Origin of the sequence: Streptomyces corallincola, assembly GCF_019104725.1 — a bacterium.
GTDB classification, from domain to species: Bacteria; Actinomycetota; Actinomycetes; order Streptomycetales; family Streptomycetaceae; genus Streptomyces; species Streptomyces corallincola.
Window position 1 is genome coordinate 1 of sequence record NZ_JAHRXF010000038.1, and the last position, 22,105, is coordinate 22,105.

A 22,105-nucleotide genomic window follows, 5' to 3' on the forward strand; every position below is an offset into this window, starting at 1 on the left:
CCGAGCGCACTGTTCTCCCATCCGTCATCTCCGGTTCGGCTTGGCCGGATCTTTCCTCTCTAGATTGCAAAGCGCTTGTTTTTGCAGGTTCAAGGGAGGGTTTTGTGAACAGGAACGTGCGGACCGGGCGCTGGGGGGCGGCGGGGGTCGCCGCGGCGGCGGCGGTCGTGGCGACGATGGTGCTGAACCCGACGCTCGGTGCGTCCGCGAGTGCGCCGAAGGCGCCCGCGCAGGCGTCCGCGAAGAACGTCATCTTCATCAACGGCGACGGCATGGGCGCGGCGACGCGTGAGGCGGCGCGGCTTCATCTCGCGGGGCTCCAGGGACAGTTGGGCATGGACCGGCTGCCCGTGTCCGGCCAGCTCACCACCACCCCGGACGACCCGAAGGCCGTCGTCACCGACTCCGCCGCCGCGGCGACCGCGTGGGCCACGGGCGAGAAGACGTACAACGGCGCGATCAGCGTGGACCCGGACGGCAACCCGCTGCCGACGCTCGGCGCGCAGGCCAAGGCCGCCGGGAAGGCGACCGGTCTGGTGACGACCGCGCAGGTCACGGACGCCTCCCCGGCCGCGTTCTTCTCCAACACCGCCGACCGCGGCAAGCAGGACGAGATCGCCCGCCAGTACCTGGACGTCACCAAGCCCGACGTGATTCTGGGCGGCGGCGAGGACTGGTGGCTGCCCGCGGGCACCCCCGGTGCCTTCCCGGACAAGCCCGCCGAGGACCCCAGCGAGGCCAGCAAGGGCACCAAGGGCAACCTGGTCAACAAGGCCAAGCGGGCTGGCTACACCTACGTCACCAGCGCCAAGGCCCTCGACAAGGCCAGGGGCGGCAAGCTGCTCGGTCTCTTCGGCAACGAGGAGATGTTCCAGCAGCGTCCCGAGGGCCAGGGCGACGTCTACAACCCCGTCGTGGACCTCGCCACCATGACCGACAAGGCGCTCAAGACGCTCGACAAGAACAAGAAGGGCTTCTTCCTCATGGTCGAGGAAGAGGGCGTGGACGAGTTCGCGCACCAGAACAACGCCACCCGCGTCCTGCAGTCGATGCAGCAGCTGGAGAAGGCCGTCGCCGTGGCCCGCGCCTACCAGGCCACCCACCCCGACACCCTCCTCGTCATCACCGGCGACCACGAGACCGGCGGCCTCACGGTCGAGGAGAACGACGCGAACGACGAGTCCGGCACCGGTGTCTCCGCCGAGGACGGCCCCTTCACCATCCGCGGCAGCGACCGTACGTTCACCATCGACTGGACGACCTCCGGGCACACCAGCGTCGATGTCCCCGTCACCGCCGCCGGTCCGCTCGCGGGCCGCTTCACCGGCAAGCACGCCAACACCTTCGTCCACGACGTCCTGAGCCAGATCCTGGCCCCCGGCCGTCACTGACACCCGCGCCGCCCGGCGCCCCGCGCCTCGCGCCCCGCGCCCCCGTGCTCCGGTGCCCGGCGCACACGGCCCCGGTACGACCCTCCCGGTCGTACCGGGGCCGTGGTGTTCGGGGGCACCCGTGATCCGTCGGCCACCGCCCCCGGCCGACCCGTTCGCCCGCTGCGACGAGGCAGCCGCCCGCGCCCCCGGCGGAGGGCCGGTGCGGAGGGCCGGTACGGCGGCCCACCGGTCGATGGTGACCGTACGGCCGGTTTCGTATGTGCGTTCGAATACGCCCAACGGGACCGGGTGCGACGCGCCGATGCAGGCGGATCTGGCCGGAAATGTGCCGGAACGATTCGTCCCTTAGGGCGCCTGTGGCGTGGCTACTCGCCTTCGTGCGTGATGCGGTGACACACGCCAAAAAGTGGCGATGGGGGTTTATCGACTTGTCATCACGCTTGCGTGCGAATCGGGGCTTCCGGGGTGGTGGCCGGGGTCCCGTTGGGCAACTCTGAACCAGCGACGTCGTCAACGAAAGCCAGGGCGGTCGGCCAACCACCCTGGGAAATGGATGCACTTCGACCCCCACAAGGCAGTGAAGTGCTCGTTCACGGAGGAAACAACATGGCAAGCATCCGTACCGCCCGCGTCATCGCCGCCGTCTCCGCGCTCCCCCTCGCAGCCGCCCTCTTCACCGGGATCGCTGCCGCGGACAACGGCGCCTTCGCGGACGACGGATCGAACGCCGGTGTGGCGAGCGTCGTCGGCAGCGGCGTCGGCCACGACAACAACGGGAACTCGTCCACCACCCAGCAGAACGCCGTCGGCTCCGGCGCCTCGAACCAGAGCAACACCGCCCAGGTCAACGGCTCGGTCTGGTCCGCCATCCAGCAGGGCAACGAGAACGTCGCCATCCACTTCACCCGCCTCTGGTGACCCTCCGCCGGGACCCCTCCCGCTGAGGGGTCCCGTGGGGTGTGCTCCGGGGCGCGGTGCGCCTGCGCGGCGGTACTTCGGTACCGCCGCGCAGGCGTTTTCCCGTACGGGGTGGGAACCGTGCCGGGTCGGCCGGACCGACCACCCCTTCTCCGCCGTTTTTCCGTAGGGGGCGGGCACCGTGCCGCCGCGCGCCCCCGAGACCGCCCCTACCCCGTCCCCGAGACGCCGTCCGCCTCTCCTCCACCCACAGGAGGTGGAGCCACCCCTACCCCTCCACCCAGAGGTGGAGCCGGTTTCCACTCCTGGGGTCGATCCGCCGGGGCCGCTCCGCTTCTAGCGTTGAGCCATGACCACTCCCGTCCGCATCAGCGCCCCGGCCGCCGCCGTACCGGGCCCCGCCGTCCCGGTGGGTTCCGGGCTGCGCGCACCGGACCGTCCACGGGACCGCCGGGGCGGCGGGAACCTCGCGTACCCCTCCTTCGCGTCGTACGTCCGCGCCCGCCAGCCCGTCCTGCTGCGCGCCGCCCGCTCGCTCACCGCCAACCCCAGCGACGCCGAGGACCTGCTCCAGACCGCGCTGACCAAGACGTACGTCGCCTGGGAGCGCATCGAGGACCACGGCGCGCTGGACGGCTATGTCCGCCGCGCCCTGCTGAACACCCGGACCTCGCAGTGGCGCCGCCGCCGGGTGGACGAGTTCGCCTGCGACGAACTGCCCGAACCCGAGCCGATACCCGGCGGGGACGACCCGGCGGAGCGGCAGGCCCTGCGGGACGCCATGTGGCGCGCGATCACCCGGCTCCCCGACCGCCAGCGCGCGATGGTCGTGCTCCGGTACTACGAGGATCTCAGCGAGGCCCAGACCGCCGAGGTGCTCGGCGTCTCGGTCGGCACGGTCAAGTCGGCGGTCTCCCGCGCCCTCGGCAAGCTGCGGGACGACCCGGAACTGGGCCCGGTCCGCTGAGGGCGGCCCGCACGGAGGGTGCCCCGTCGCTCCGCACCCCGTGATCGATCACCACGACCTAGTGACATACCGCGCGGTATGTGCGCAGAATCAGGCCGGACCGTTCGACTTCACCGCGCAGGGCGACGACGCCCGAGGGAGGGACGCCGTGCTGAGCACGATGCAGGACGTACCGCTGACCGTCACCCGGATTCTCACGCACGGGGTACGGGTGCACGGGCGCTCGCAGATCATCACCTGGACCGGGGAGGCCGAGCCGCGGCGGCGCAGCTTCGCCGAGGCCGGTGAGCGCGCCGTGCGGCTGGCGAACGCCCTGCGGGACGAACTCGGTGTCCGTGAGAACGACCGCGTGGCCACCCTGATGTGGAACAACGCCGAGCACGTCGAGGCGTACTTCGCGGTCCCCTCGATGGGCGCCGTCCTGCACACCCTCAACCTCCGCCTGCCCGCCGAGCAGCTGGTGTGGATCGTCAACCACGCGGCGGACCGGGTCGTCGTGGTGGACGCCTCGCTGATCCCGCTGCTCGCCCCGCTGCTGCCCAAGCTGCCCACCGTGGAGCACGTGGTCGTCTCCGGCCCCGGCGACCGCACCCCGCTGGAGGGCACCGGCGCCCGCGTGCACGCGTACGAGGAACTGATCGACGGCCGCCCCACCACGTACGACTGGCCGGAGCTGGACGAGCGCCGGGCCGCCGCCATGTGCTACACCTCCGGCACCACCGGCGACCCCAAGGGCGTGGTCTACAGCCACCGTTCGATCTACCTGCACTCCATGCAGGTCAACATGACCGAGTCGATGGGCCTGACCGACCAGGACCTCTCGCTGGTCGTCGTCCCGCAGTTCCACGTCAACGCCTGGGGCCTGCCGCACGCCACCTTCATGTCCGGCATCAACATGCTGATGCCGGACCGCTTCCTCCAGCCGGGCCCGCTCGCCGAGATGATCGAGCGCGAGCGCCCCACCCACGCGGCGGCCGTCCCCACCATCTGGCAGGGCCTGCTCGCCGAGCTGACCGCCCGCCCGCGCGACGTGTCCTCGCTGGTCCAGGTCACCATCGGCGGCGCCGCCTGCCCGCCGTCGCTGATGGAGTCCTTCGACCGGCTCGGCATGCGAGTCTGCCACGCCTGGGGCATGACGGAGACCTCCCCCCTCGGCACGGTCGCCCGGCCCCCGGCCCACGCGGTCGGCACCGACGAGGAGTTCGGGTACCGGCTCACCCAGGGCCGGTTCGCGGCCGGTGTCGAGGCCCGGCTCACCGGCCCCGGCGGCGAGCGGCTGCCCTGGGACGGCACCTCGGCGGGTGAGCTGGAGGTGCGCGGCCCCTGGATCGCGGGCGCCTACTACAACGGTCCCGACGCCGAACCCTTCCGCCCCGACGACAAGTTCAGCGCGGACGGCTGGCTGAAGACCGGTGACGTCGGCACCATCTCGCCCGAGGGCTTCCTCACCCTCACCGACCGCGCCAAGGACGTCATCAAGTCCGGCGGCGAGTGGATCTCCTCCGTCGAGCTGGAGAACGCCCTGATGTCCCACCCGGACGTCGCCGAGGCGGCCGTGATCGCCGTCCCCGACGACAAGTGGGGCGAGCGCCCGCTCGCCACCGTCGTCCTCCGCGAGGGCGCCGCCGCCGACTACGCCGCCCTCCGCGCCTTCCTGGAGGAGGAGTGCGGCATCGCCCGCTGGCAGCTCCCCGAGCGCTGGACGATCGTCGAGGCGGTGCCGAAGACGAGCGTCGGCAAGTTCGACAAGAAGGTGCTGCGCAGGTGGTACGCGGACGGCGGCCTGGACGTCACCCGCCTCTGACCCACCGCCCCGCCCGACCGTGACGGCACCGGAGCCACCAACTCCGGTGCCGCACCAGGGCGTGCGACCCCACGAGGGCGTACGGCCAGGCCAGGCCGTACGACCACCCCAGGCCGTACGCCGGTCGGCATGCCGCAGGCCGTACGCCGATCAGCGTGCCGTGCGCCTCAGTTGACGCCGATCCGCGCCAGCAGATCCACGATCCGGGACTGCACCTCGGTGCTGGTGGAGCGCTCGGCGAGGAAGAGGACGGTCTCGCCGGAGGCCAGCCGGGGGAGGTCGGCGGGTTCGACGGCGGCGGTGTAGACGACCAGCGGGGTGCGGTTCAACTGCCCGTTGGCGCGCAGCCAGTCGATGATCCCGGTCGCCCCGGCCTCCCGGCGGTGCACCTGCATCAGGTCCATCACCACGAGGTTGGGCCGCAGTTGCCCGGCGAGCGTCACCGCGTCGGCGTCGTTCCCGGCCCGCGCGACCTGCATGCCCCGCCGCTCCAGCGCGGAGGTCAGCGCGAGCGCGATCTCCGCGTGCTCCTCGATGAGCAGGACGCGCGGCGGATGCTGCTCGCTGTCGCGCGGCGCCAGCGCCTTCAGCAGGACGGCCGGATCGGCGCCGTACGCCGCCTCGCGGGTCGCCTGCCCGAGCCCGGCCGTCACCAGCACCGGGACCTCGGCCGCGACCGCCGCCTGGCGCAGCGACTGGAGCGCGGTCCGGGTGATGGGGCCGGTCAGCGGGTCCACGAACAGCGCGGCGGGGAACGCCGCGATCTGCGCGTCCACCTCGTCGCGGGAGTGCACGACGACGGGCCGGTACCCCCGGTCGCTCAGCGCCTGCTGGGTGGTCGCGTCCGGCGCGGGCCAGACCAGCAGCCGACGCGGGTTGTCCAGCGGCTCCGGGGGCAGCTCGTCGTCGAGCGGCTGCTCGCGCGGGGTGTCCGCGATCTCCACGGCACCACCGGGACCGTCCAGCGGCTCGGGCCCCTCGTCGGCGTCCGCGTCCGGTGCTCCTATGGCGTACGACCGTCCGGCGCCCTCGGTGCCGGGCGCGGTGCGGTTCGGCGCGGGGCGCGGGGGCTGCGCGGCGGCGGGTGCGGCCGGCTGCTCACCGGTGCCGCCCGGCTGCGCACCGGCGGCGGGCGCCGGGTCGGGCTGCTGCGACTCCGGGCGGGCGGCCGGGGTGCCCAGCTTGCGGCGCCGTCCGCCGCCCGCCGTGCCGTGCGGCGGCGGGGTCGCGGTCGGCTGCTGCACCTGCGCGGCCTGCCGGGTGAACGGCACGCCCTGGCCCAGCGTGCGCACGCTGATCGCGCGCCCCTGGGTGGAGTGGGGGTCGGCGGCGGGCGCCGCGTTCTCGGCGGGCAGCGGCTGCGCGCTGCGCGCCGGAGCCGCACCGGCACCGGTACCCGTGTGCTCCGGCGGGAGCGGGGTGCCCGCCGCCGGGGTGCCCGGTCCGGCGGGCCGAGCGGCGCGGGGAGCCTGGACCGCCGGGGCCTGGGCGCCCGCGTCCGTGCCGGGCCACTGCTGCGGAACCGTGGCGGCGGGGGGCTGCGCGGGTACGGGCTGTCCGGGTGCCGCCTCCGCCGGGAGGGGCTGGGCCTGCGGCTGGGGTACGGCGGCCGGAGCCGACGGCGCCGGAACGTGCGCGGACGCACCGGAGTTGCCCTGCGCCGGGATCGGCTGCCCACCGGAGCCGGGGCCGCCCTGACCGGCACTCGTACCGTGGCTCCCCGGCCCCTGACCACCGGCCGCCTGCGCGGGTACGGCGGCCTCGGCCCGCTCGGGAACACCGCCGGGACCGACAGCGCCCGCAGAACCGGTCGCACCGGCATCGGACTCGTCGTCCGGCTCCATCGTCCCGGTCACTGACGCGGCGGCCCGAAGCACCTGCCCCGGCTGGAGAGCCTGCCCCGGCTGAAGCACCTGCCCCGGCTGGAGCAGCTGACCGGGACCACCCGGCACCGGCGCGCCCTGCTGCGGAACCAGCGGTACGGCCGGACCGCCGGGCGCCACCCGCACCCCGGCCGCCTGGGCACCCGGCGCGTGCTGCGCGGCGGCACCCACCCCGGCGGCCTGCGGCGCCTCCTCGGCGTCCGCCCCACCGTCCGGCCGGGCCACGGCACGCCGACGCCGACCGGTCGGCGCGCTGGTCGGATGCGGCTGCGGCGGGGTGTGGTCCCCGCTCTGGTCCACGGGCACGGCGTCGTGCCGGCCCGCTTCCGCGACACCCGTCCCGGCAGCACCGGGCGCGCCCGGGGGCGCGGCGGCGGGTTCCGGGGCGCGGTCGGCGGCGGCCGGGGGGAGCGCGAAGACCGTACGCGCGCCGGTCTCCTGCGCGGCGGCCCGCTCGGCGGCGGCGGCCAGCGCCCGGCGACGTCGCCCGGTGGGCGGCTCACCCGAGCCGCCGTCCGCACCGGAGGCGTCCGCACCCGAACCGTCCGCACCCGAACCGTCCGCCACCGAGCCGCCGGAGCCGGAGGGCAGGGCGGGCGGAAGGGCCGCCGGAGCCTGCGAAGGGGCCTGCTCGGAGCCGTTACGGCCGTGCTGTCCCGCGGGAACGCCCTGCGGCGGTACGGTCCCGCCGGGCGGTACGGCCGCGCCGAGCCCGCTGTTGGCCGCCGGGGTACCGGCCGCGTGCTCGGCGGCCGTCATCACGGCACCCTCGGAGACCCCCGCCAGACCCGCACCACCAGGCACACCGGCCACACCGGCCGCATCGGCCGCATCGGCATCGCCCTCCGCACCCGCACCGGAGTCCACACCCGCACCGGAGTCGGCAGCCCGCCCGCGTCGCCGCCCGGTCCCTCCGGAGGCGCCCGTCGAAGAGGCGCCCTCCCCCTCGTGACCGCTCGGAGCCGCGCCCGTGCCCGTGTCCACGCCCTCGTCCCCGGCCGCCGCGCGCCGACGCCGTCGTCCGGTGGGCGCCGAGGACTCGCCGCCCTCGTCGCCGGACTCGCCGTCCAGGAACGCGTCGGTGGAACCCCGGCGCGCCCGGCGCCGCCCGCCGCCCGCCGCCTGCTCACCGGGCAGGGCGAGTTCGGCACCCGGCGCTTCCCCGGTGACCGCCGTGATCGCCGTGGCCGCCGGGGCCGGGGTGGCCGTCGGGGCCGGGGTGGCCGACGGACCGGCCCCGAGCGCGGGCATCGCGGCGGCCGGGACCGCGCCCGCGCCGCCGCCTAGCGGCACTTCGAGGACGTACGCGCTGCCGCTCATGCCCGGCACCTCGTGCGTCTGGAGCACCCCGCCGTGCGCGCGGACGATCCCGCGCACCATCGGCTCGTGCACCGGGTCGCCGCCGGGGTACGGCCCGCGCACCTCGATCCGCGCGACCTCGCCGCGCTGCGCCGCCGCGACCACGACCGTGTTGTCCAGGTAACCGCCCGCCGACAGCGGGGTGTTGCCGGTGGCGTCCACCCCGGCGACGTCCGCGACCAGATGCGCGAGCGCGGTGGCGAGCCGCTGCGGGTCCACCTCGGCCTCGATCGGCGGGGCGTGCACGGCGAACTGCACCCGGCCCGGCCCGATCAGCTCGACCGCGCCCTCCACCCCGGCCGCGACGACCGCGTCCAGCATGACCTTCGTCCGGGAGATGTCCTCGGTGCCCGCGTCGAGGCGCTGGTAGCCGAGGACGTTGTCGATGAGGGTGGTGATGCGGGAGTAACCGGCCGACAGGTGGTGCAGCACCTGATTGGCCTCGGGCCACAACTGCCCGGCGTCGTCGGCCGCGAGGGCGGACAGATCACGGCGCAGCTCGTCCAGCGGGCCGCGCAGCGAGCGGGCGAGCAGCGTCAGCAACTGCTCGTGCCGGGCGGCGAGCGCCTCGTACCGGTCCTTCTCGCGCTCGGCGAGCGCCGCGTACCGGTCCTCGCCGGACGCGATCTCCTCCTCGTGCTTCTCGCGCAGCCCCCCGACCTCGGCCGCGTGCTTCTCCCGCAGCTCCTCCACCTCGGAGACGTGCTGCTGGCGCAGCGCGGTCAGATCGGAGGCGTGCTCCTCGGAGAGCCGCTCCAACTCCTCGGCGTGCGCCTTCTCCAGCGCGTCCTTCTCGTCCGCGAGCGTGTCGTACGGCCGCCGGTCCGCGAAGGTCATCACGGCGCCGACGAGCTGGTCCCCGTCGCGCACCGGCGCGGTCGTCAGATCGACCGAGACCTGCTCGTCCCCCTTGGACCACAGCACCTGCCCGCGCACCCGGTGCTTGCGCCCGGAGCGCAGGGTGTCCGCGAGCGGCGACTCGCCGTACGGGAACGGGGAGCCGTCGGCGCGCGAGTGCAGGACGAGGTTGTGCAGCTCCTTGCCGCCCAGTTCGCCCGCGCGGTAGCCCAGTATCTGCGCGGCGGCCGGGTTGACGAGGACGATCCGCCCGTCGGTGTCCGTGCCGACCACGCCCTCGGACGCGGCGCGCAGGATCATCTCCGTCTGCCGCTGCGAGCGCGCGAGTTCGGCCTCGGTGTCCACGGTCCCGGACAGGTCCCGTACGACGATCATCAGCAGCTCGTCGCCGGTGTAGCCGTAACCGTCGTACGCCTGCTGGCCGTTCTCCAGGTTCGCGCTGGTGACCTCGACCGGGAACTCGGCGCCGTCGGTGCGGCGGGCGATCATCCGGGTCGGCTTGGCCAGGCCGCGCGGGTCCATGTGGTCGGGGCGGCGCATCGAGCCCGGGATCAGCCGGGAGTCGAACTCCGGCAGCAGATCGAGCAGCCCGCGCCCCACCAGCGCCGTACCCGGCGACTCGAACGCCTCCAGCGCGATGGTGTTCGCGTTCACGACGGTCCCGTTGGCGTTGACCAGGACCAACGCGTCGGGCAGCGCGTCGAGTATGGCTGCGAGGCGAGCAGCGCCTCGGGATGGCCTGCTGCTCACGAGACGCTTCCTCCCTGTCACCGCACTTGCCGACCGCTCGGGCCATCTTGCCAACGGGCCCGCGGGGTGTCACGCGAGGGAGTCTAAAGGCTCGGCCCGGCCGGGGGGCGTCGGATGAGAGCGAGGTCGCACGAGGAAGTGACGCCGAACATCCGACCGAACCCCCGCCCACGGCCCCGTCCGGCGCCACGCCCACCGCCCGCCGGTCGGCCCACCTCCGCGAGTCCTCCGCCCGGTCTTCACGGGGTGGGTGTTCGGAGCGGGGCGCGGTGCGGGGCGTGGCGGGGCGGGCGGGGTGCGGGGCCGGGCGTGGGGTGCGTAGCCGGGCGTGGGGTGGGCGTGGGGTGGGCGGTCGGCCGCCCAGGGTCTTGCCGCCCCGCCGCCCCGGGTCTCGATGCCCGACGTCTTCTCAGATGCTCGTCGGATGCTCAGACGGCGGCGGTGGTGCCGCCGAGGGCGGGCAGGAGCGGTACGAGGTGGTCCCAGCGCGCGATCTCGCACCCGTCACCCCGGTCGTACGAGGCGTCCACGGGCCGTCCCGCCCAGTTGCCGGTGACGTGGGCGGTGGCGGGGCCCCCGTACTGAAGCGTGCAGACGCTGCCCGGATCGACCGCGGCGAACGTGTCCCGCCCCCAAACGGTGTTCGCGTCCAGCACCCGGCACGCCTCCGCGGCCTCCGGGTGGTCGCCGCCCGCCGGATGACAGGACAGCTCGTACCGCCCGTCGCGCCCCGGCCCGGCGTTCCGTACGACCACGGTCAGATGATCGCCGCTCACCGGCTCGTCCTCGGGACGCGCGGGCGGCGGCATGGTGGCGGGCACCGCGCTGGTGCTGGTGGCGGGGCCGAGGGGCAGGGGGGCCGGGCGGTGGGACGGCGCGGTGGGGAGCGGGGTGAGCGTGGCACGGCCGGGATGATCACCGGCACTCCCGACGGCGTGCGCGGCGGGGGTCGCCGGAACGAGGGGGAGGGCGAGGGCGAGCAGCAGCGGGGCGGCGAGGTGGGGGTGCCGGGCGCGGAGCGGGGTCCGGGTCCGGGGGTTCGCGGGTGTGGGGATGCGCATGCCATGCCCAACGCGGGGAGGGGCGGGACGTTGCGGGGTGAGGTGGGGCGGGGTGGGGTGCGAATCCTCGGAGAGTGAGGGAGTTGGTGAGGGAGGGGTGAGGTGGGGAGGGGCGGCGGGAGGCTTCACCGGAGCGGTACGCGGAGCGCGGGGGGCATTGCCGGGGTGCGGGGGTGGCCGTGCCGGGGCGGGAGCCTCGCCGGGGAGGGAAGCCCTTTGCCCTGCGCCCCAGGTCCCTAGTACCGTGGGGACCGATTGGTGACACCGCACTCGCCTGTGTCATCATCTGCACGCACCGATCGCGCGCTCGCGTGAGCGGTTGTGCTGGAGGCGTCGCCTAGTCCGGTCTATGGCGCCGCACTGCTAATGCGGTTTGGGACTTCAATCCCATCGAGGGTTCAAATCCCTCCGCCTCCGCACCTCACCCGAAGCCCCGGTCCCCAGGACCGGGGCTTCGTCGTTCCCACCCCTCACATCCACGTTTCCGCAGCTCACAAGGGGTGCGGGCATCGGATTTCACATGACGGCGGCAGTCATGTAATGTTCTTCCTGTCGCCGCGAACGGGCCGAAAGAACCGGGAAGCGAAGACAAGAACTCAATAAACAAGCACTCGTAGCTTAACGGATAGAGCATCTGACTACGGATCAGAAGGTTGCAGGTTCGAATCCTGCCGAGTGCACATAGTTGAGAGGCCCCGCAGAGATGCGGGGCCTCTTGCGTTTGTCCTGGCGGTGGTCCCGAGGGAGGGTCGGTTCTCTGCTTGAGGTGCGGGTCAGTTCGTTGCCGGTGCTTCCGGGGGGCGGTTCGTTGTGCGGGACTGTCGGTAGGCCATGAGTTCCGCGCACAGGCCCAGGGCGACCAGGCCGGTGCCGAGCCAGAAGAAGGGCTGTCTGTCTCCGCCGAAGCCGCCGGGGAATCCGAGTGCCAGGCCCGTCGGCGGCAGGACGGTGGAAGCCACCCTCCACCATCGTCGTTTGCGGGCCTGTGCGACCGCCGAGGCCAGGGCGAGTGCCAGCAGCGCCGCGTAGATCCATTTCATCGCCGATTCTCCGGGCATGCTCTCCGGTTCCTTCCGGGGGCGTCACATGTGCTCGCAGGTCTTCGCCGCGAACTCCGCTGCGGGGACGGCTGCCAAGTAGTCCGCCGTCTCCGTGGACTTCGTGTAGGGGATCGTGCCGGGGGACAGGCGGGTCAGGTCGGTGCGGGTGAAGGTGACTTCCGCTGCGGACCAGGAGTTGTCCCTGGTCCAGCCGTAGAGGGTGTACGCGGTATGCGGACGCAGGGGAGTCAGCGGAGTTCTCGTCCTCCAGGACGGGGTCGCGGCCGGTTCCTCGGCGTCCAGGGGCCAGAGGGTGAGGCCGTGGTGGAGGGGGTGCTTCGACTCCCAGTCCCCCAGGGTCTTCTCCTGGGCGGAGCCGGGCCCGTCCACGTATGCCGACGCCCCGTCAATGTGGTGGCCGCACACCATGATCGCGCCCGCCACACGGCCGTCCGTCGTCACCGTGATGCCTGCCACCGCGTCGATCGGGACCGTGCAGCCCGTGCACAGCAGCAGTGGGGCGAGGGCCGCGAGTGTGGCGCGGCTCAACCAGGTGCGTCTACGTCCGGGCATCGGCCAACTCCCCCTTTGTGGCAGGGAGATCGTACGGGCGTTCAGGCTCCCTCGGGGCGGTGTTCTCGGGTCAGTTCGCGCAGGGACTCGTGGGCCGCCGCGGTGGCGCGGGTGAACCAGTCGGTGATGGTGGCGAGTTCGGCGGGGGAGTAGTCCGCGAACAGGCTCATCAGACGGGCGTAGTGGGGGGCGTAGGCCGCCTCCACCTTGACTCGTGCGCCCGGTACGGGGGCCACCCGGACCACGCGGCGGTCGGCGGGGTCGGGGCGGCGGGTGACGTAGCCCGCGCGGACCAGGCGGTTGACGATGCCGGTCATCGCACCCGTCGTCACCTGGGCGCGGGCGGCCAGCTCACCGGCGGTCGGCGGGGTCTCGCCCGCGCCGAGGACGTAGCCGTAGCAGGTCAGGTCCGTGACGTTCAGGCCGAGCCGCCGGGCCATCTCCTGCTGGCCGATCAGGTGGGCCGCGATCAGGTCGTCCATTGCGGACAGGGCCTGTGCCGGGTCGGCGGGCGGGCGGGGCATGCCGTCCATCTTTCGTAGTCCCTTAGTCTGTGAGATATTCAGTATCGAATTACTTAGCTCGTGAGGGAACCCACCTCCCTCGCCGCTTCCCTCTTTCGCTTCCTCTGTTCTTCTGCCTCGGGAGGTTCGGCCATGAGTCTGTACGACGAGGGTCACACGGTCGCCGGATGGACCGGCGTCGCCATCGCCACCGTGGGAACGAGCGTCGCCGGGGCCGGTGTCTGTGTCTCCTCCGGGGTGCTGGTGGCCGGGGGGCTGGCCGGCGTCGTGCTGAGCGCCCTGGTCACCTGGGTGCTGCATCTCGCCGGGTGGGGAAAACCCCCTGGTGTCCGGCCACGCGAGGAGTGGGGGATGCGGGTCCGGGACCCGTACGCCGAGGGCGGGCACGCGGGGTGCGTGGGGTGCCGGATGGCCGGTCGGCGGCCTTCCTCCGTGGAGGTGTCCCCACGAACGTGACCGGCCTCCGCCCCCGGCCGGGGTGGTTGGCACCGCTGACCCGACGCCGGGGATGTCGGACCCACCCCCTAACCTCCCCCCATGCCCCGTACCTGGACCTCCGCCGGACTCCGCTGGTCGCCGGACGCCATCCCCGCGCTCACCTGGGGCGGCGGGCGGCGCAGTGTGCTGGTGTGGGGGCAGCGGGTGGGGTTCGGGGTGGCGGACGGCGGTGGACGGCGCTGTGTCGGGGCCAAGGGGAACGTGTGCCCGGTGCGCGCCGGGGTGTCGGGGCGCGGTACCGGCGCGCGGTGCGAGGAGTGCGCCCGGCTGGACCGCGCGCACTCGGTGGCCGCCGACACCCTCGCCGACGACCCCCGCCCGTACCGCGTCTACCTCGCCTGGTTCGGGCCCGGCCTGCTCAAGGTCGGTATCACCGCCCGTGAACGCGGCGCCGTACGGCTGCTGGAGCAGGGCGCCGTCTGTTTCACCTGGCTCGGTACCGGCCCCCTGATGGCCGCCCGGCGCACCGAAGAGCTGCTCCGGGCCGCCCTCGGCATCCCCGACCGCATCCCGTACGCCCAGAAGCGCGCCGTACGGGCCGAGTTGCCCCCGGCCGAGGAGCAACGCGCCCGAGAACTCCGCGAACTCCACGCCCGCGCCGTCCTGCTCGGCAACTGGCCCGAGTCACTGGAACCCGCTCCCTGCCAACCCGTCGATCACGTAAGGGCGTTCGGGCTGCACTCCGCCTCCGCGTCCGCCTCCGCCTCCGACCGGCCCACCGGCGATGTCCTCGAACTCGTCCCCGGCGGCATCGTCACCGGCACCCTCGCCGCAGCGGCCGGACCCGATCTCCACCTCGCCGTGGAAGGACGCGGCGTGCTCGTCCTCGACACCCGGCTCATGGCCGGCTGGGACCTCGTACCCCTCGACGCCGCGAACCGTGAATTCACCGTCCCGGTGAAGGAGTTCGAGCAACAGCAACAGCAGGGGCTCTTCTGAGTGCTCCGGGCGCATCGGCCTCCCACCGCCCCGGCAACTCCCGCCACCTCGGCCGCCCCCGCAACTCCCGCCGCCCCGGCCGCCCCTGTGACTCCCGCAACTCCCGCCGCCCCCCCCAACTCCCGTGGACCCAACCGCCCCCCAACCCCCCTTCTCAGAATCCACTTGCCTGTTTCTCAGACAAATCACAGACTCGCGCAATCCTCCTCTCACAGCGTCTCGACAGGGTTGCCGCCATGACCACGACCTCGCCCCAGGGGCGCACCGAACTTCTGCGGGCGGACGGCAGCCCCGTCCGCGTGCTGGTGGTGGACGATGAGTCGTCCATCACGGAACTCCTGTCCCTGGCGCTGCGGTACGAGGGCTGGCGGATCCAGAGCGCCGGGGACGGGCAGGGCGCGCTCCAGGCGGCACGCGAGTTCCGCCCCGACGTCGTGGTGCTCGACATGATGCTGCCGGACATGGACGGGCTGTCCGTGCTCGGCCGACTGCGCCGTGAACTCCCGGACGTGCCCGTGCTGTTCCTCACCGCGAAGGACGCCGTGGAGGACCGTATCGCCGGGCTCACGGCGGGCGGCGACGACTACGTCACCAAGCCGTTCAGCCTGGAGGAGGTCGTGGCGCGGCTGCGCGGGCTGATCCGGCGGGCCGGTGCCGCCGACCGGCGCTCCGACTCCACCCTCGTCGTCGGGGACCTCAGCCTGGACGAGGACAGCCACGAGGTCTGGCGGTCCGGCGACTCCATCCACCTCACCGCCACCGAGTTCGAACTCCTCCGCTTCCTCATGCGCAACCCGCGCCGGGTGCTGAGCAAGGCGCAGATCCTGGACCGCGTGTGGTCGTACGACTTCGGCGGCCAGGCCAACGTGGTCGAGCTGTACATCTCGTACCTGCGCCGGAAGATCGACGCCGGACGCGAGCCGATGATCCACACCCGCCGGGGCGCCGGATACCTCATCAAGCCCGCCGCGTGAGCACACCGGGGCGGCAGCCGGAGACGGCACGGCAGCAGCCGGGGGCACATCGGTCACAACAGCCACAGCAGCCACAGCGGCCGGAGCGATCGCAGCCCCGGCCGCCCCGGCATCCCTGGCCGCTCCGGCAACTCCCGCCCCCGCGCGACCGTACGCCCCCGAGCAGCACCCGCACCCCCACTGCCCCCGCTGCCCCCACCACCCCCCACGCCCCCCGCCGTCCCCGCCTCACCCCCCGTCCCCGCACCCTCCGCACCCGTCTCGTCATCTCCTCCCTCCTCCTCATCGCCGTCGTCTGCGCGGTGATAGGAGCCGTCACCACCATCGCCCTGCGCTCGCACCTGTACGCGCAGCTCGACGGGCGGCTGGACGAGACCGCGCGGCGGGCGGCCGGGATGTTCGTGCCGCCGGGGCAGGACCACGTCCCGGTGCTCCCCGGTCTGACCACGGGCAGGGGGCGCGGCAAGGGGCTCGACCTGTCGGACTTCGTCACGCGCGGGCCGCAGCCGCAGTTCTCGGTGGCCGCGCGGGTCTCGGGCGGCCGGGTCGTCGCGGGCGAGGTCGGGCACCGGTCCGGCGACACTCTCGGTATCGACGCCCGCGCGCTGAACGCGGCCCAGCTCGCCGCGCTCGGTACGGTCCCGCGCGACCCGCGCCCGCACAGCGTGGACCTGCCCGGCCTCGGCGGCTACCGGGCGCGGTACGTGGACGGCCCGAGCGGCACGTACTACGTCGCCCTGCCGACGAAGGACACCGACGACACCGTCAGTACCCTGGTCCTGGTGGAGATCAGCGTCACCGCCTCCGGTCTCGCCGCCGCCGGGATCGCCGGGTACGTCCTCGTCGGCGTCGCCACCCGCCCGCTGCGCCGGGTCGCCGCCACCGCCACCCGCGTCTCCGAACTCCCCCTGCACACCGGCGAGGTGGACCTCGGCGAGCGCGTACCCGAGGCCGAGTGCGACCCGTACTCCGAGGTCGGCCGGGTCGGCGGCGCGCTGAACCGGATGCTCGACCACGTGCACGACGCGCTGGACGCCCGGCAGCGCAGCGAGACGCGGGTACGGCAGTTCGTCGCGGACGCCAGCCACGAGCTGCGCACCCCGCTCGCCTCCATCCGGGGGTACGCCGAGCTGACCCGGCGCGGCCGGGAGCCCGTGGGACCCGCCACCCGGCACGCGCTCGGGCGTATCGAGTCCGAGGCCGACCGGATGACGCTGCTGGTGGAGGACCTGCTGCTGCTGGCCCGCCTCGACGCCGGGCGCCCGCTGCGGTGCGAGGACACCGACCTCGTCCCGCTGGTCGTGGACACGGTGAGCGACGCCCGCGCCGCCGGTCCCGGTCACACCTGGCGCCTGGACCTGCCCGACGGTCCCGCGCCGGTCCGCGCCGACCCGGCCCGGCTCCAGCAGGTGCTGGTCAACCTGCTGGCCAACGCCCGTACCCACACCCCGGCCGGTACGACGGTCACCGCGCGGGTGCGGCGGGCGGACGGGGTGCTCCGGGTGGACGTCGAGGACGACGGGCCCGGTGTCCCGGCCGAGCTGCTGCCGCACGTCTTCGAGCGGTTCGCGCGCGGCGACTCCGCCCGCACCCGCACGGCCGGTTCCACCGGGCTCGGCCTCGCCATCGTCCGCGCGGTCACGACCGCCCACGACGGCGAGGTCACCGTCTCCAGCGCGCCGGGCCGCACGGTCTTCTCCGTACGGCTCCCGGAACGGACCGGCGACGCGGCCCCGGCCGCCGACGAGCGGCCGAACCCCGGCCCCGCTCCCCGGTCCCCCGCCGCCTGGCCCTCCTGAACCACCCGTACGCCACCCGACTCACAGCCCCACCACAGTGTCACCACACGCTCACGACAGGGCACTTGGCGAGAGTCGGGCCATGCGAACCGACACCTCCCCCGGCGCCCTCCCGGCGCGGGAACACCTCCCGGTGAGGGAGCACCTGCCCGCGCGGGAACACCTTCCGGCGGCGGGCGCCGGTGCGCCCGTGCTGGACGTGGTGATCCCCGTCCACAACGAGGAGAAGGATCTCGAACGGTCCGTACGCGGACTGCACGCGCACCTGAGCGAGAACTTCCCGTACGCCTTCCGGATCACCGTCGCCGACAACGCCTCCACGGACGCCACCCCGCGCCTCGCCGTGCGTCTCGCGGCCGAGCTGCCCGGGGTGAGCAGCGTGCGGCTGGAGGAGAAGGGACGCGGGCGGGCGCTGCGCGCGGTGTGGGCCGCGTCCGACGCACCGGTGCTCGCGTACATGGACGTCGATCTGTCCACCGGGCTGAACGCGCTGCTGCCGCTGGTCGCGCCGCTGATCTCGGGCCACTCGGACCTGGCGATCGGCTCCCGGCTGGTGCGTTCCTCGCGGGTGGTGCGCGGTCCGAAGCGCGAACTCATCAGCCGCGCCTACAACTTGATACTGCGCGGCTCGCTGCACGCCCGCTTCTCCGACGCCCAGTGCGGGTTCAAGGCGATCCGGCGTGACGTGGCGCGGGCGCTGCTGCCGCTGGTGGAGGACACCGGCTGGTTCTTCGACACCGAGCTGCTGGTGCTGGCCGAGCGGGCGGGGCTGCGCATCCACGAGGTGCCGGTGGACTGGGTGGACGACCCGAATTCCACCGTGCACCTGGTGAGCACCGCGACCGACGACCTCAAGGGCGTGTGGCGGATCGGGCGCGCGCTGGCCACCGGTTCGCTCCCGCTGGACCGGCTCGCCCGCCCGTTCGGCGACGACCCGCGCGACCGGGAGATCGCGGACGTGCCGCGCGGCCTGGCCCGTCAACTGGTCGGCTTCTGCGTGGTCGGTGGCCTGTCCACCCTCTTCTACCTGCTGCTCTACAGCGGCTTCCGGCACTTCGGCGGCGCCCAGACCGCCAACGCGCTCGCCCTGCTCGCCTCGGCGGTCGTCAACACGGCCGCCAACCGGAGGCTCACCTTCGGGGTGCGCGGCCGGGGCGGCGCCGTACGCCACCAGGCGCAGGGTCTGGTGGTGTTCGGCATCGGACTCGCCCTGACCAGCGGCTCGCTGGCCGCGCTGCACACCGCGACCGCCGCCCCGGCCCACTCCACCGAGCTGGCGGTGCTCATCGCCGCCAACCTCGCCGCGACCGTCCTGCGCTTCCTGCTGTTCCGCGCCTGGCTGTTCCCGGAGGGCGCGGGGAGAGCCACGGCGCGTACGGCGGCGTACGGACCCGTGCCCACCTCCCGCACCACCCCGTCCGCGTCCCGCACCACCCCGTCCGTGTCCCGCACCACCCCGTCCGTGTCCCGCACTTCCCCGCTCACCTCTTCGCCCACCTCCCGCACCACCCCACCGACCACCCGCACCACCGAACCGGGGGATCTCCGATGACCACCCACCCCGTGCTTCCGGCGGCCGAGGCCGCCCCGCGTGTCCGGCCCTCGGCCGGGCCCGCCGTGCCCCGCCTCGCGCGGCGGCTGTGGCGGGGCCGCACCGAGGACCCGGCCTGGGCGCGCCCGGCGCTGCTCGGCCTGCTGGCCCTCACGCTCGCCACCTACCTGTACGGCCTGAGCGCCTCCGGATACGCCAACTCGTTCTACGCCGCCGCCGTCCAGGCGGGCGGCACCTCCTGGAAGGCGTTCTTCTTCGGCTCGCTCGACGGCGGCAACGCCATCACCGTGGACAAGCCCTCGGCGTTCCTGTGGCCGATGGAGCTGGCGGTACGGATCTTCGGGCTGGGCTCCTGGTCGGTGCTGGTCCCGCAGGTGCTGATGGGCGTCGGCACGGTCGCCGTCGTGTACGCGGGGGTGCGGCGCAGGTCGTCCCCGGCGGCCGGGCTGATCGCGGGCGCCGTGCTGGCGCTGACGCCGGTCGCCGCGCTGATGTTCCGGTTCGACAACCCGGACGCGATGCTGGCCCTGCTGATGGCGCTGGCCTGCTACTTCACCGTACGCGCGGTGGAGGACGGCCGGACCCGCTGGCTGGTCGGGGCGGGCGTGGCGGTCGGTCTGGCCTTCCTCGCCAAGACCCTCCAGGCGTTCGTGATCCTGCCGCCGCTGGCCATCGTCTACGCGGTGTGCGGTCCCGTACGGCCGCTCAGGCGGCTCGCGCAGCTCGGCTGGGCCACCCTCGCGCTGCTCGTCTCCGGCGGCTGGTGGGTGGCGATCGTCGAGCTGTGGCCCGCCGACTCCCGTCCCTATGTGGGTGGTTCGCAGCACAACAGCTTCCTTGAGCTGACCTTCGGCTACAACGGGCTCGGCCGGATCAGCGGCGACGAGACCGGCAGCGTCGGCGGCGGAGGTGGTCCGGGCGGCCGTTCCGGCGGCGGGGGCGGCATGTGGGGCTCGACCGGCTGGGACCGGATGTTCACCTCCGAGGTCGGCGGCCAGGTCTCCTGGCTGCTCCCGGCCGCGCTGATCCTGCTGGTCGCCGCGCTCTGGGCGACCCGCAAGGCCCGCCGGGCGTCGGTCACCCGCGCCTCGTTCCTGGTGTGGGGCGGCTCGCTGCTGATCACGATGGTGGTCTTCAGCTACATGGCGGGCATCTTCCACTCGTACTACACGATCGCCCTCGCCCCCTACCTCGCCGCCGTCACCGGCATGGGTGCCGGACTGCTCTGGGAGCGGCGGCGCGAACTGTGGGCCGCGCTCACGCTGGCCGCCGCCGTGGTGGCGGGCGGTGCGTGGGGGTACGTCCTGCTGAACCGCACGCCGTCCTATCTGCCGTGGCTGCGCTGGCTGGTGCTGATCGGCGCCCTGCTCGCGGCGTTCGGGCTGGTCTTCGCGGGCCGCCTGCCGCGCCGGGCCGCGCTGGCCGCGGCGCTGGTCGGGCTGCTGGCGGGGCTCGGCGGTCCGACGGCGTACACGCTGTCCACCGTGAACTCCGGGCACACCGGCTCACTGCCGACGGCGGGTCCGGCGGGCGCGGGCATGAGGGGCTTCGGCGCCCGTGCGGGCGGGTTCCGCGCGGGCGGCGGGTTCGGCGGGGGCGGGTTCCGCTTCCCCGGCGGTGCGCCGGGCGGGGCGCAGGGGCCCGGCCAGGGCTCCGGTACGGGGGGTGCGCCCGGTGCTCCCGGTGCGCCGGGGCAGGGGTCCGGCGGGGGCTTCCCCGGTTTCCCCGGTGGCACCGGCACCGGCTCCCGGGGTGAGGACCCCCGGACGGGTGGCGGTGTGCGCGGTGGCGGCATGGGCGGCCTGCTGAACGGTGCCAAGGTGAGCGCGGACGCGAAGAAGCTGCTCGCGCGGGACGCCGCGAAGTACACCTGGGTGGCCGCCTCCATCGGCTCCCAGAACGCCGCGAGCTACCAACTCGCCACCGGAAGGCCCGTGATGGCCATCGGCGGCTTCAACGGCACCGACCCCTCCCCGACCCTGGCCCAGTTCAAGACGTACGTGGCGGAAGGACGGGTCCACTACTTCATCGCCGGGGGCGGCATGGGCATGGGCAGGGGTACGGGTCGTACCGGCGGCTCCGCCGAGGGCGCGGGCGGGATGCCCGGCGCGGGCCGCGCCTCCGGGACCTCGTCGAGCATCAGCACCTGGGTGGAGGCGACGTTCCGGAAGGTGACGGTCGGCTCGGCCACCTTCTACGACCTGACGCGGAAGGTCTGACGCCCAGAGGGAAGGGCTGACGCCCACGAGCCCCACGCCCAGCAGCCCCACGCCCGGGAACCGCACGCCCGGGAGCCGTACTCGCCGGGCGCCGTACGCCCGGAGGCCGGCCCGCGCTCCTCCCCGTGCGTCCGTCAACGGCCCGGAACGTCGCGTGACGTTCCGGGCCGCTGGGTATGCGCCCGGCATCGTGGGAAGCGGCCGAGTGCGGGGAAGGGTGCGTCGATGGCCAATACGGATGCGCGGCCGGTACGGACGAGCGTCTGGCTGGAGGGCAGGACCCGGCGGGCGGCGCGGGGCGGCCAGCCGTCCGGGCTCGACCGTGAGCGGATCACCGCGGCGAGCGTCCGGCTGCTCGACGCCGGGGGACTCGCCGGGTTCTCCATGCGCCGTCTGGCCGCCGACCTGAACGTGACCGCGATGTCCCTGTACTGGTACGTGGACACCAAGGACCACCTGCTGGAACTCGCCCTGGACGCGGCGTACGGCGAACTCCCGGACCCCGCCGCGGAAGAGGGCGCCGACTGGCGCGGCAGACTGCGCCGACTGGCCGGGGAGTACCGGGCGATGCTGCTCCGGCACCCCTGGCTGTCACCGCTGGCCGGGCGGTATCTGAACATCGGCCCGCACGCGCTCGCCTTCTCGCGCGGGGTCCGCCGGGCGGTCCGCGACACCGGGCTGCCCGCCGACCGGGTGCCCGGCGCCATCGCCGCCGTCCTGCAGTTCGTCTACGGCTACGGCACCCTGGAGGGCCGTTTCCTCACCCGGAGCGCGGACTCGGGCCAGACCCCGGACGAGTACGTCGAGCAGGCGCTCGCCTCGGCCCGGCAGGACCCCCGTGTCGCCGCCCACCTCCAGGAGTCGCGGGAGATCATCGAGGCGCGGGGCAGCGCGACCGTCGCCGAGAACCGCGACCGGGACTTCACCGTCGCCCTCGACCTGCTGCTGGCGGGCATCGAGGCGATGGCGGACCGGGGTTGACGGGACCCCGGC

General features: G+C 73.9%; 16 protein-coding genes and 2 tRNA genes. 13 read left to right on the forward strand and 5 right to left on the reverse strand.

What is annotated here, in order from left to right:
- The first annotated feature begins 104 nt into the window (after positions 1 to 104).
- From KUM39_RS21185 to KUM39_RS21200, 4 genes are all read left to right on the forward strand, one after another.
- Entirely contained in the window at positions 105 to 1,391 is a 1,287-nt protein-coding gene (locus KUM39_RS21185) for an alkaline phosphatase (protein WP_308288193.1), read from the forward strand.
- Between the two features lie 609 nt (positions 1,392 to 2,000).
- Complete coding sequence (locus KUM39_RS21190; protein ID WP_217787318.1) at positions 2,001 to 2,312, forward strand: hypothetical protein; 312 nt, start codon at positions 2,001 to 2,003, stop codon at positions 2,310 to 2,312.
- Between the two features lie 349 nt (positions 2,313 to 2,661).
- Positions 2,662 to 3,279 carry a SigE family RNA polymerase sigma factor gene (locus KUM39_RS21195; RefSeq protein ID WP_217787319.1) on the forward strand — a complete coding sequence of 206 codons (618 nt, stop codon included), beginning with the start codon at positions 2,662 to 2,664 and terminating at the stop codon, positions 3,277 to 3,279.
- 148 nt (positions 3,280 to 3,427) lie between these two features.
- Complete coding sequence (locus KUM39_RS21200) at positions 3,428 to 5,083, forward strand: long-chain fatty acid--CoA ligase (protein WP_217787320.1); 1,656 nt, start codon at positions 3,428 to 3,430, stop codon at positions 5,081 to 5,083.
- A gap of 167 nt (positions 5,084 to 5,250) precedes the next feature.
- On the opposite strand, the gene KUM39_RS21205 is transcribed toward KUM39_RS21200, so the two are convergent.
- Complete coding sequence (locus tag KUM39_RS21205) at positions 5,251 to 9,933, reverse strand: hybrid sensor histidine kinase/response regulator (protein ID WP_217787321.1); 4,683 nt, start codon at positions 9,931 to 9,933, stop codon at positions 5,251 to 5,253.
- Between the two features lie 428 nt (positions 9,934 to 10,361).
- On the reverse strand, positions 10,362 to 10,787 hold the full coding sequence (locus KUM39_RS21210; protein WP_246620513.1) for an SSI family serine proteinase inhibitor: 426 nt from the start codon (positions 10,785 to 10,787) through the stop codon (positions 10,362 to 10,364).
- Positions 10,788 to 11,320: 533 nt separating this feature from the next.
- On the opposite strand from KUM39_RS21210, the gene KUM39_RS21215 reads away from it, so the two are divergent.
- Both KUM39_RS21215 and KUM39_RS21220 read left to right on the forward strand, forming a co-directional pair.
- Positions 11,321 to 11,411: transfer RNA gene (locus tag KUM39_RS21215), tRNA-Ser, on the forward strand.
- A 190-nt stretch (positions 11,412 to 11,601) separates the two neighbouring features.
- Positions 11,602 to 11,674, forward strand: a tRNA-Arg gene (locus tag KUM39_RS21220).
- 93 nt (positions 11,675 to 11,767) lie between these two features.
- Here KUM39_RS21220 and KUM39_RS21225 read toward each other — a convergent pair.
- The 3 genes from KUM39_RS21225 to KUM39_RS21235 are packed head-to-tail and all read right to left on the reverse strand — an operon-like array spanning position 11,768 to position 13,140.
- The gene (locus tag KUM39_RS21225) at positions 11,768 to 12,052 is read right to left on the reverse strand and encodes a hypothetical protein (protein ID WP_217787323.1); all 285 of its coding nucleotides are present in this window, start codon (positions 12,050 to 12,052) and stop codon (positions 11,768 to 11,770) included.
- Positions 12,053 to 12,076: 24 nt separating this feature from the next.
- On the reverse strand, positions 12,077 to 12,607 hold the full coding sequence (locus KUM39_RS21230; RefSeq protein ID WP_246620507.1) for a hypothetical protein: 531 nt from the start codon (positions 12,605 to 12,607) through the stop codon (positions 12,077 to 12,079).
- Between the two features lie 41 nt (positions 12,608 to 12,648).
- Positions 12,649 to 13,140, reverse strand: coding sequence for a MarR family winged helix-turn-helix transcriptional regulator (locus KUM39_RS21235; RefSeq protein WP_217787324.1), 492 nt, complete (start codon positions 13,138 to 13,140; stop codon positions 12,649 to 12,651).
- Between the two features lie 123 nt (positions 13,141 to 13,263).
- On the opposite strand from KUM39_RS21235, the gene KUM39_RS21240 reads away from it, so the two are divergent.
- From KUM39_RS21240 to KUM39_RS21270, 7 genes are all read left to right on the forward strand, one after another.
- Positions 13,264 to 13,587, forward strand: coding sequence for an HGxxPAAW family protein (locus KUM39_RS21240; protein WP_217787325.1), 324 nt, complete (start codon positions 13,264 to 13,266; stop codon positions 13,585 to 13,587).
- Between the two features lie 81 nt (positions 13,588 to 13,668).
- Positions 13,669 to 14,568: a DUF2797 domain-containing protein gene (locus tag KUM39_RS21245; RefSeq protein WP_217787326.1), complete on the forward strand. Its 900-nt coding sequence runs from the start codon at positions 13,669 to 13,671 to the stop codon at positions 14,566 to 14,568.
- 236 nt (positions 14,569 to 14,804) lie between these two features.
- A complete protein-coding gene (locus KUM39_RS21250) occupies positions 14,805 to 15,542 on the forward strand; it encodes a response regulator transcription factor (protein WP_217787327.1) in 738 nt (245 codons plus the stop codon).
- 266 nt (positions 15,543 to 15,808) lie between these two features.
- On the forward strand, positions 15,809 to 17,341 hold the full coding sequence (locus KUM39_RS21255; protein WP_217787361.1) for a sensor histidine kinase: 1,533 nt from the start codon (positions 15,809 to 15,811) through the stop codon (positions 17,339 to 17,341).
- Positions 17,342 to 17,423: 82 nt separating this feature from the next.
- On the forward strand, positions 17,424 to 18,893 hold the full coding sequence (locus tag KUM39_RS21260) for a bifunctional glycosyltransferase family 2/GtrA family protein (RefSeq protein WP_217787328.1): 1,470 nt from the start codon (positions 17,424 to 17,426) through the stop codon (positions 18,891 to 18,893).
- Entirely contained in the window at positions 18,890 to 21,112 is a 2,223-nt protein-coding gene (locus tag KUM39_RS21265) for an ArnT family glycosyltransferase (RefSeq protein WP_217787329.1), read from the forward strand. Before KUM39_RS21260 ends, KUM39_RS21265 begins: the two co-directional genes overlap by 4 nt.
- A 225-nt stretch (positions 21,113 to 21,337) precedes the next feature.
- The gene (locus tag KUM39_RS21270; protein ID WP_217787330.1) at positions 21,338 to 22,093 is read left to right on the forward strand and encodes a TetR/AcrR family transcriptional regulator C-terminal domain-containing protein; all 756 of its coding nucleotides are present in this window, start codon (positions 21,338 to 21,340) and stop codon (positions 22,091 to 22,093) included.
- The last annotated feature ends 12 nt before the right edge of the window (positions 22,094 to 22,105 follow it).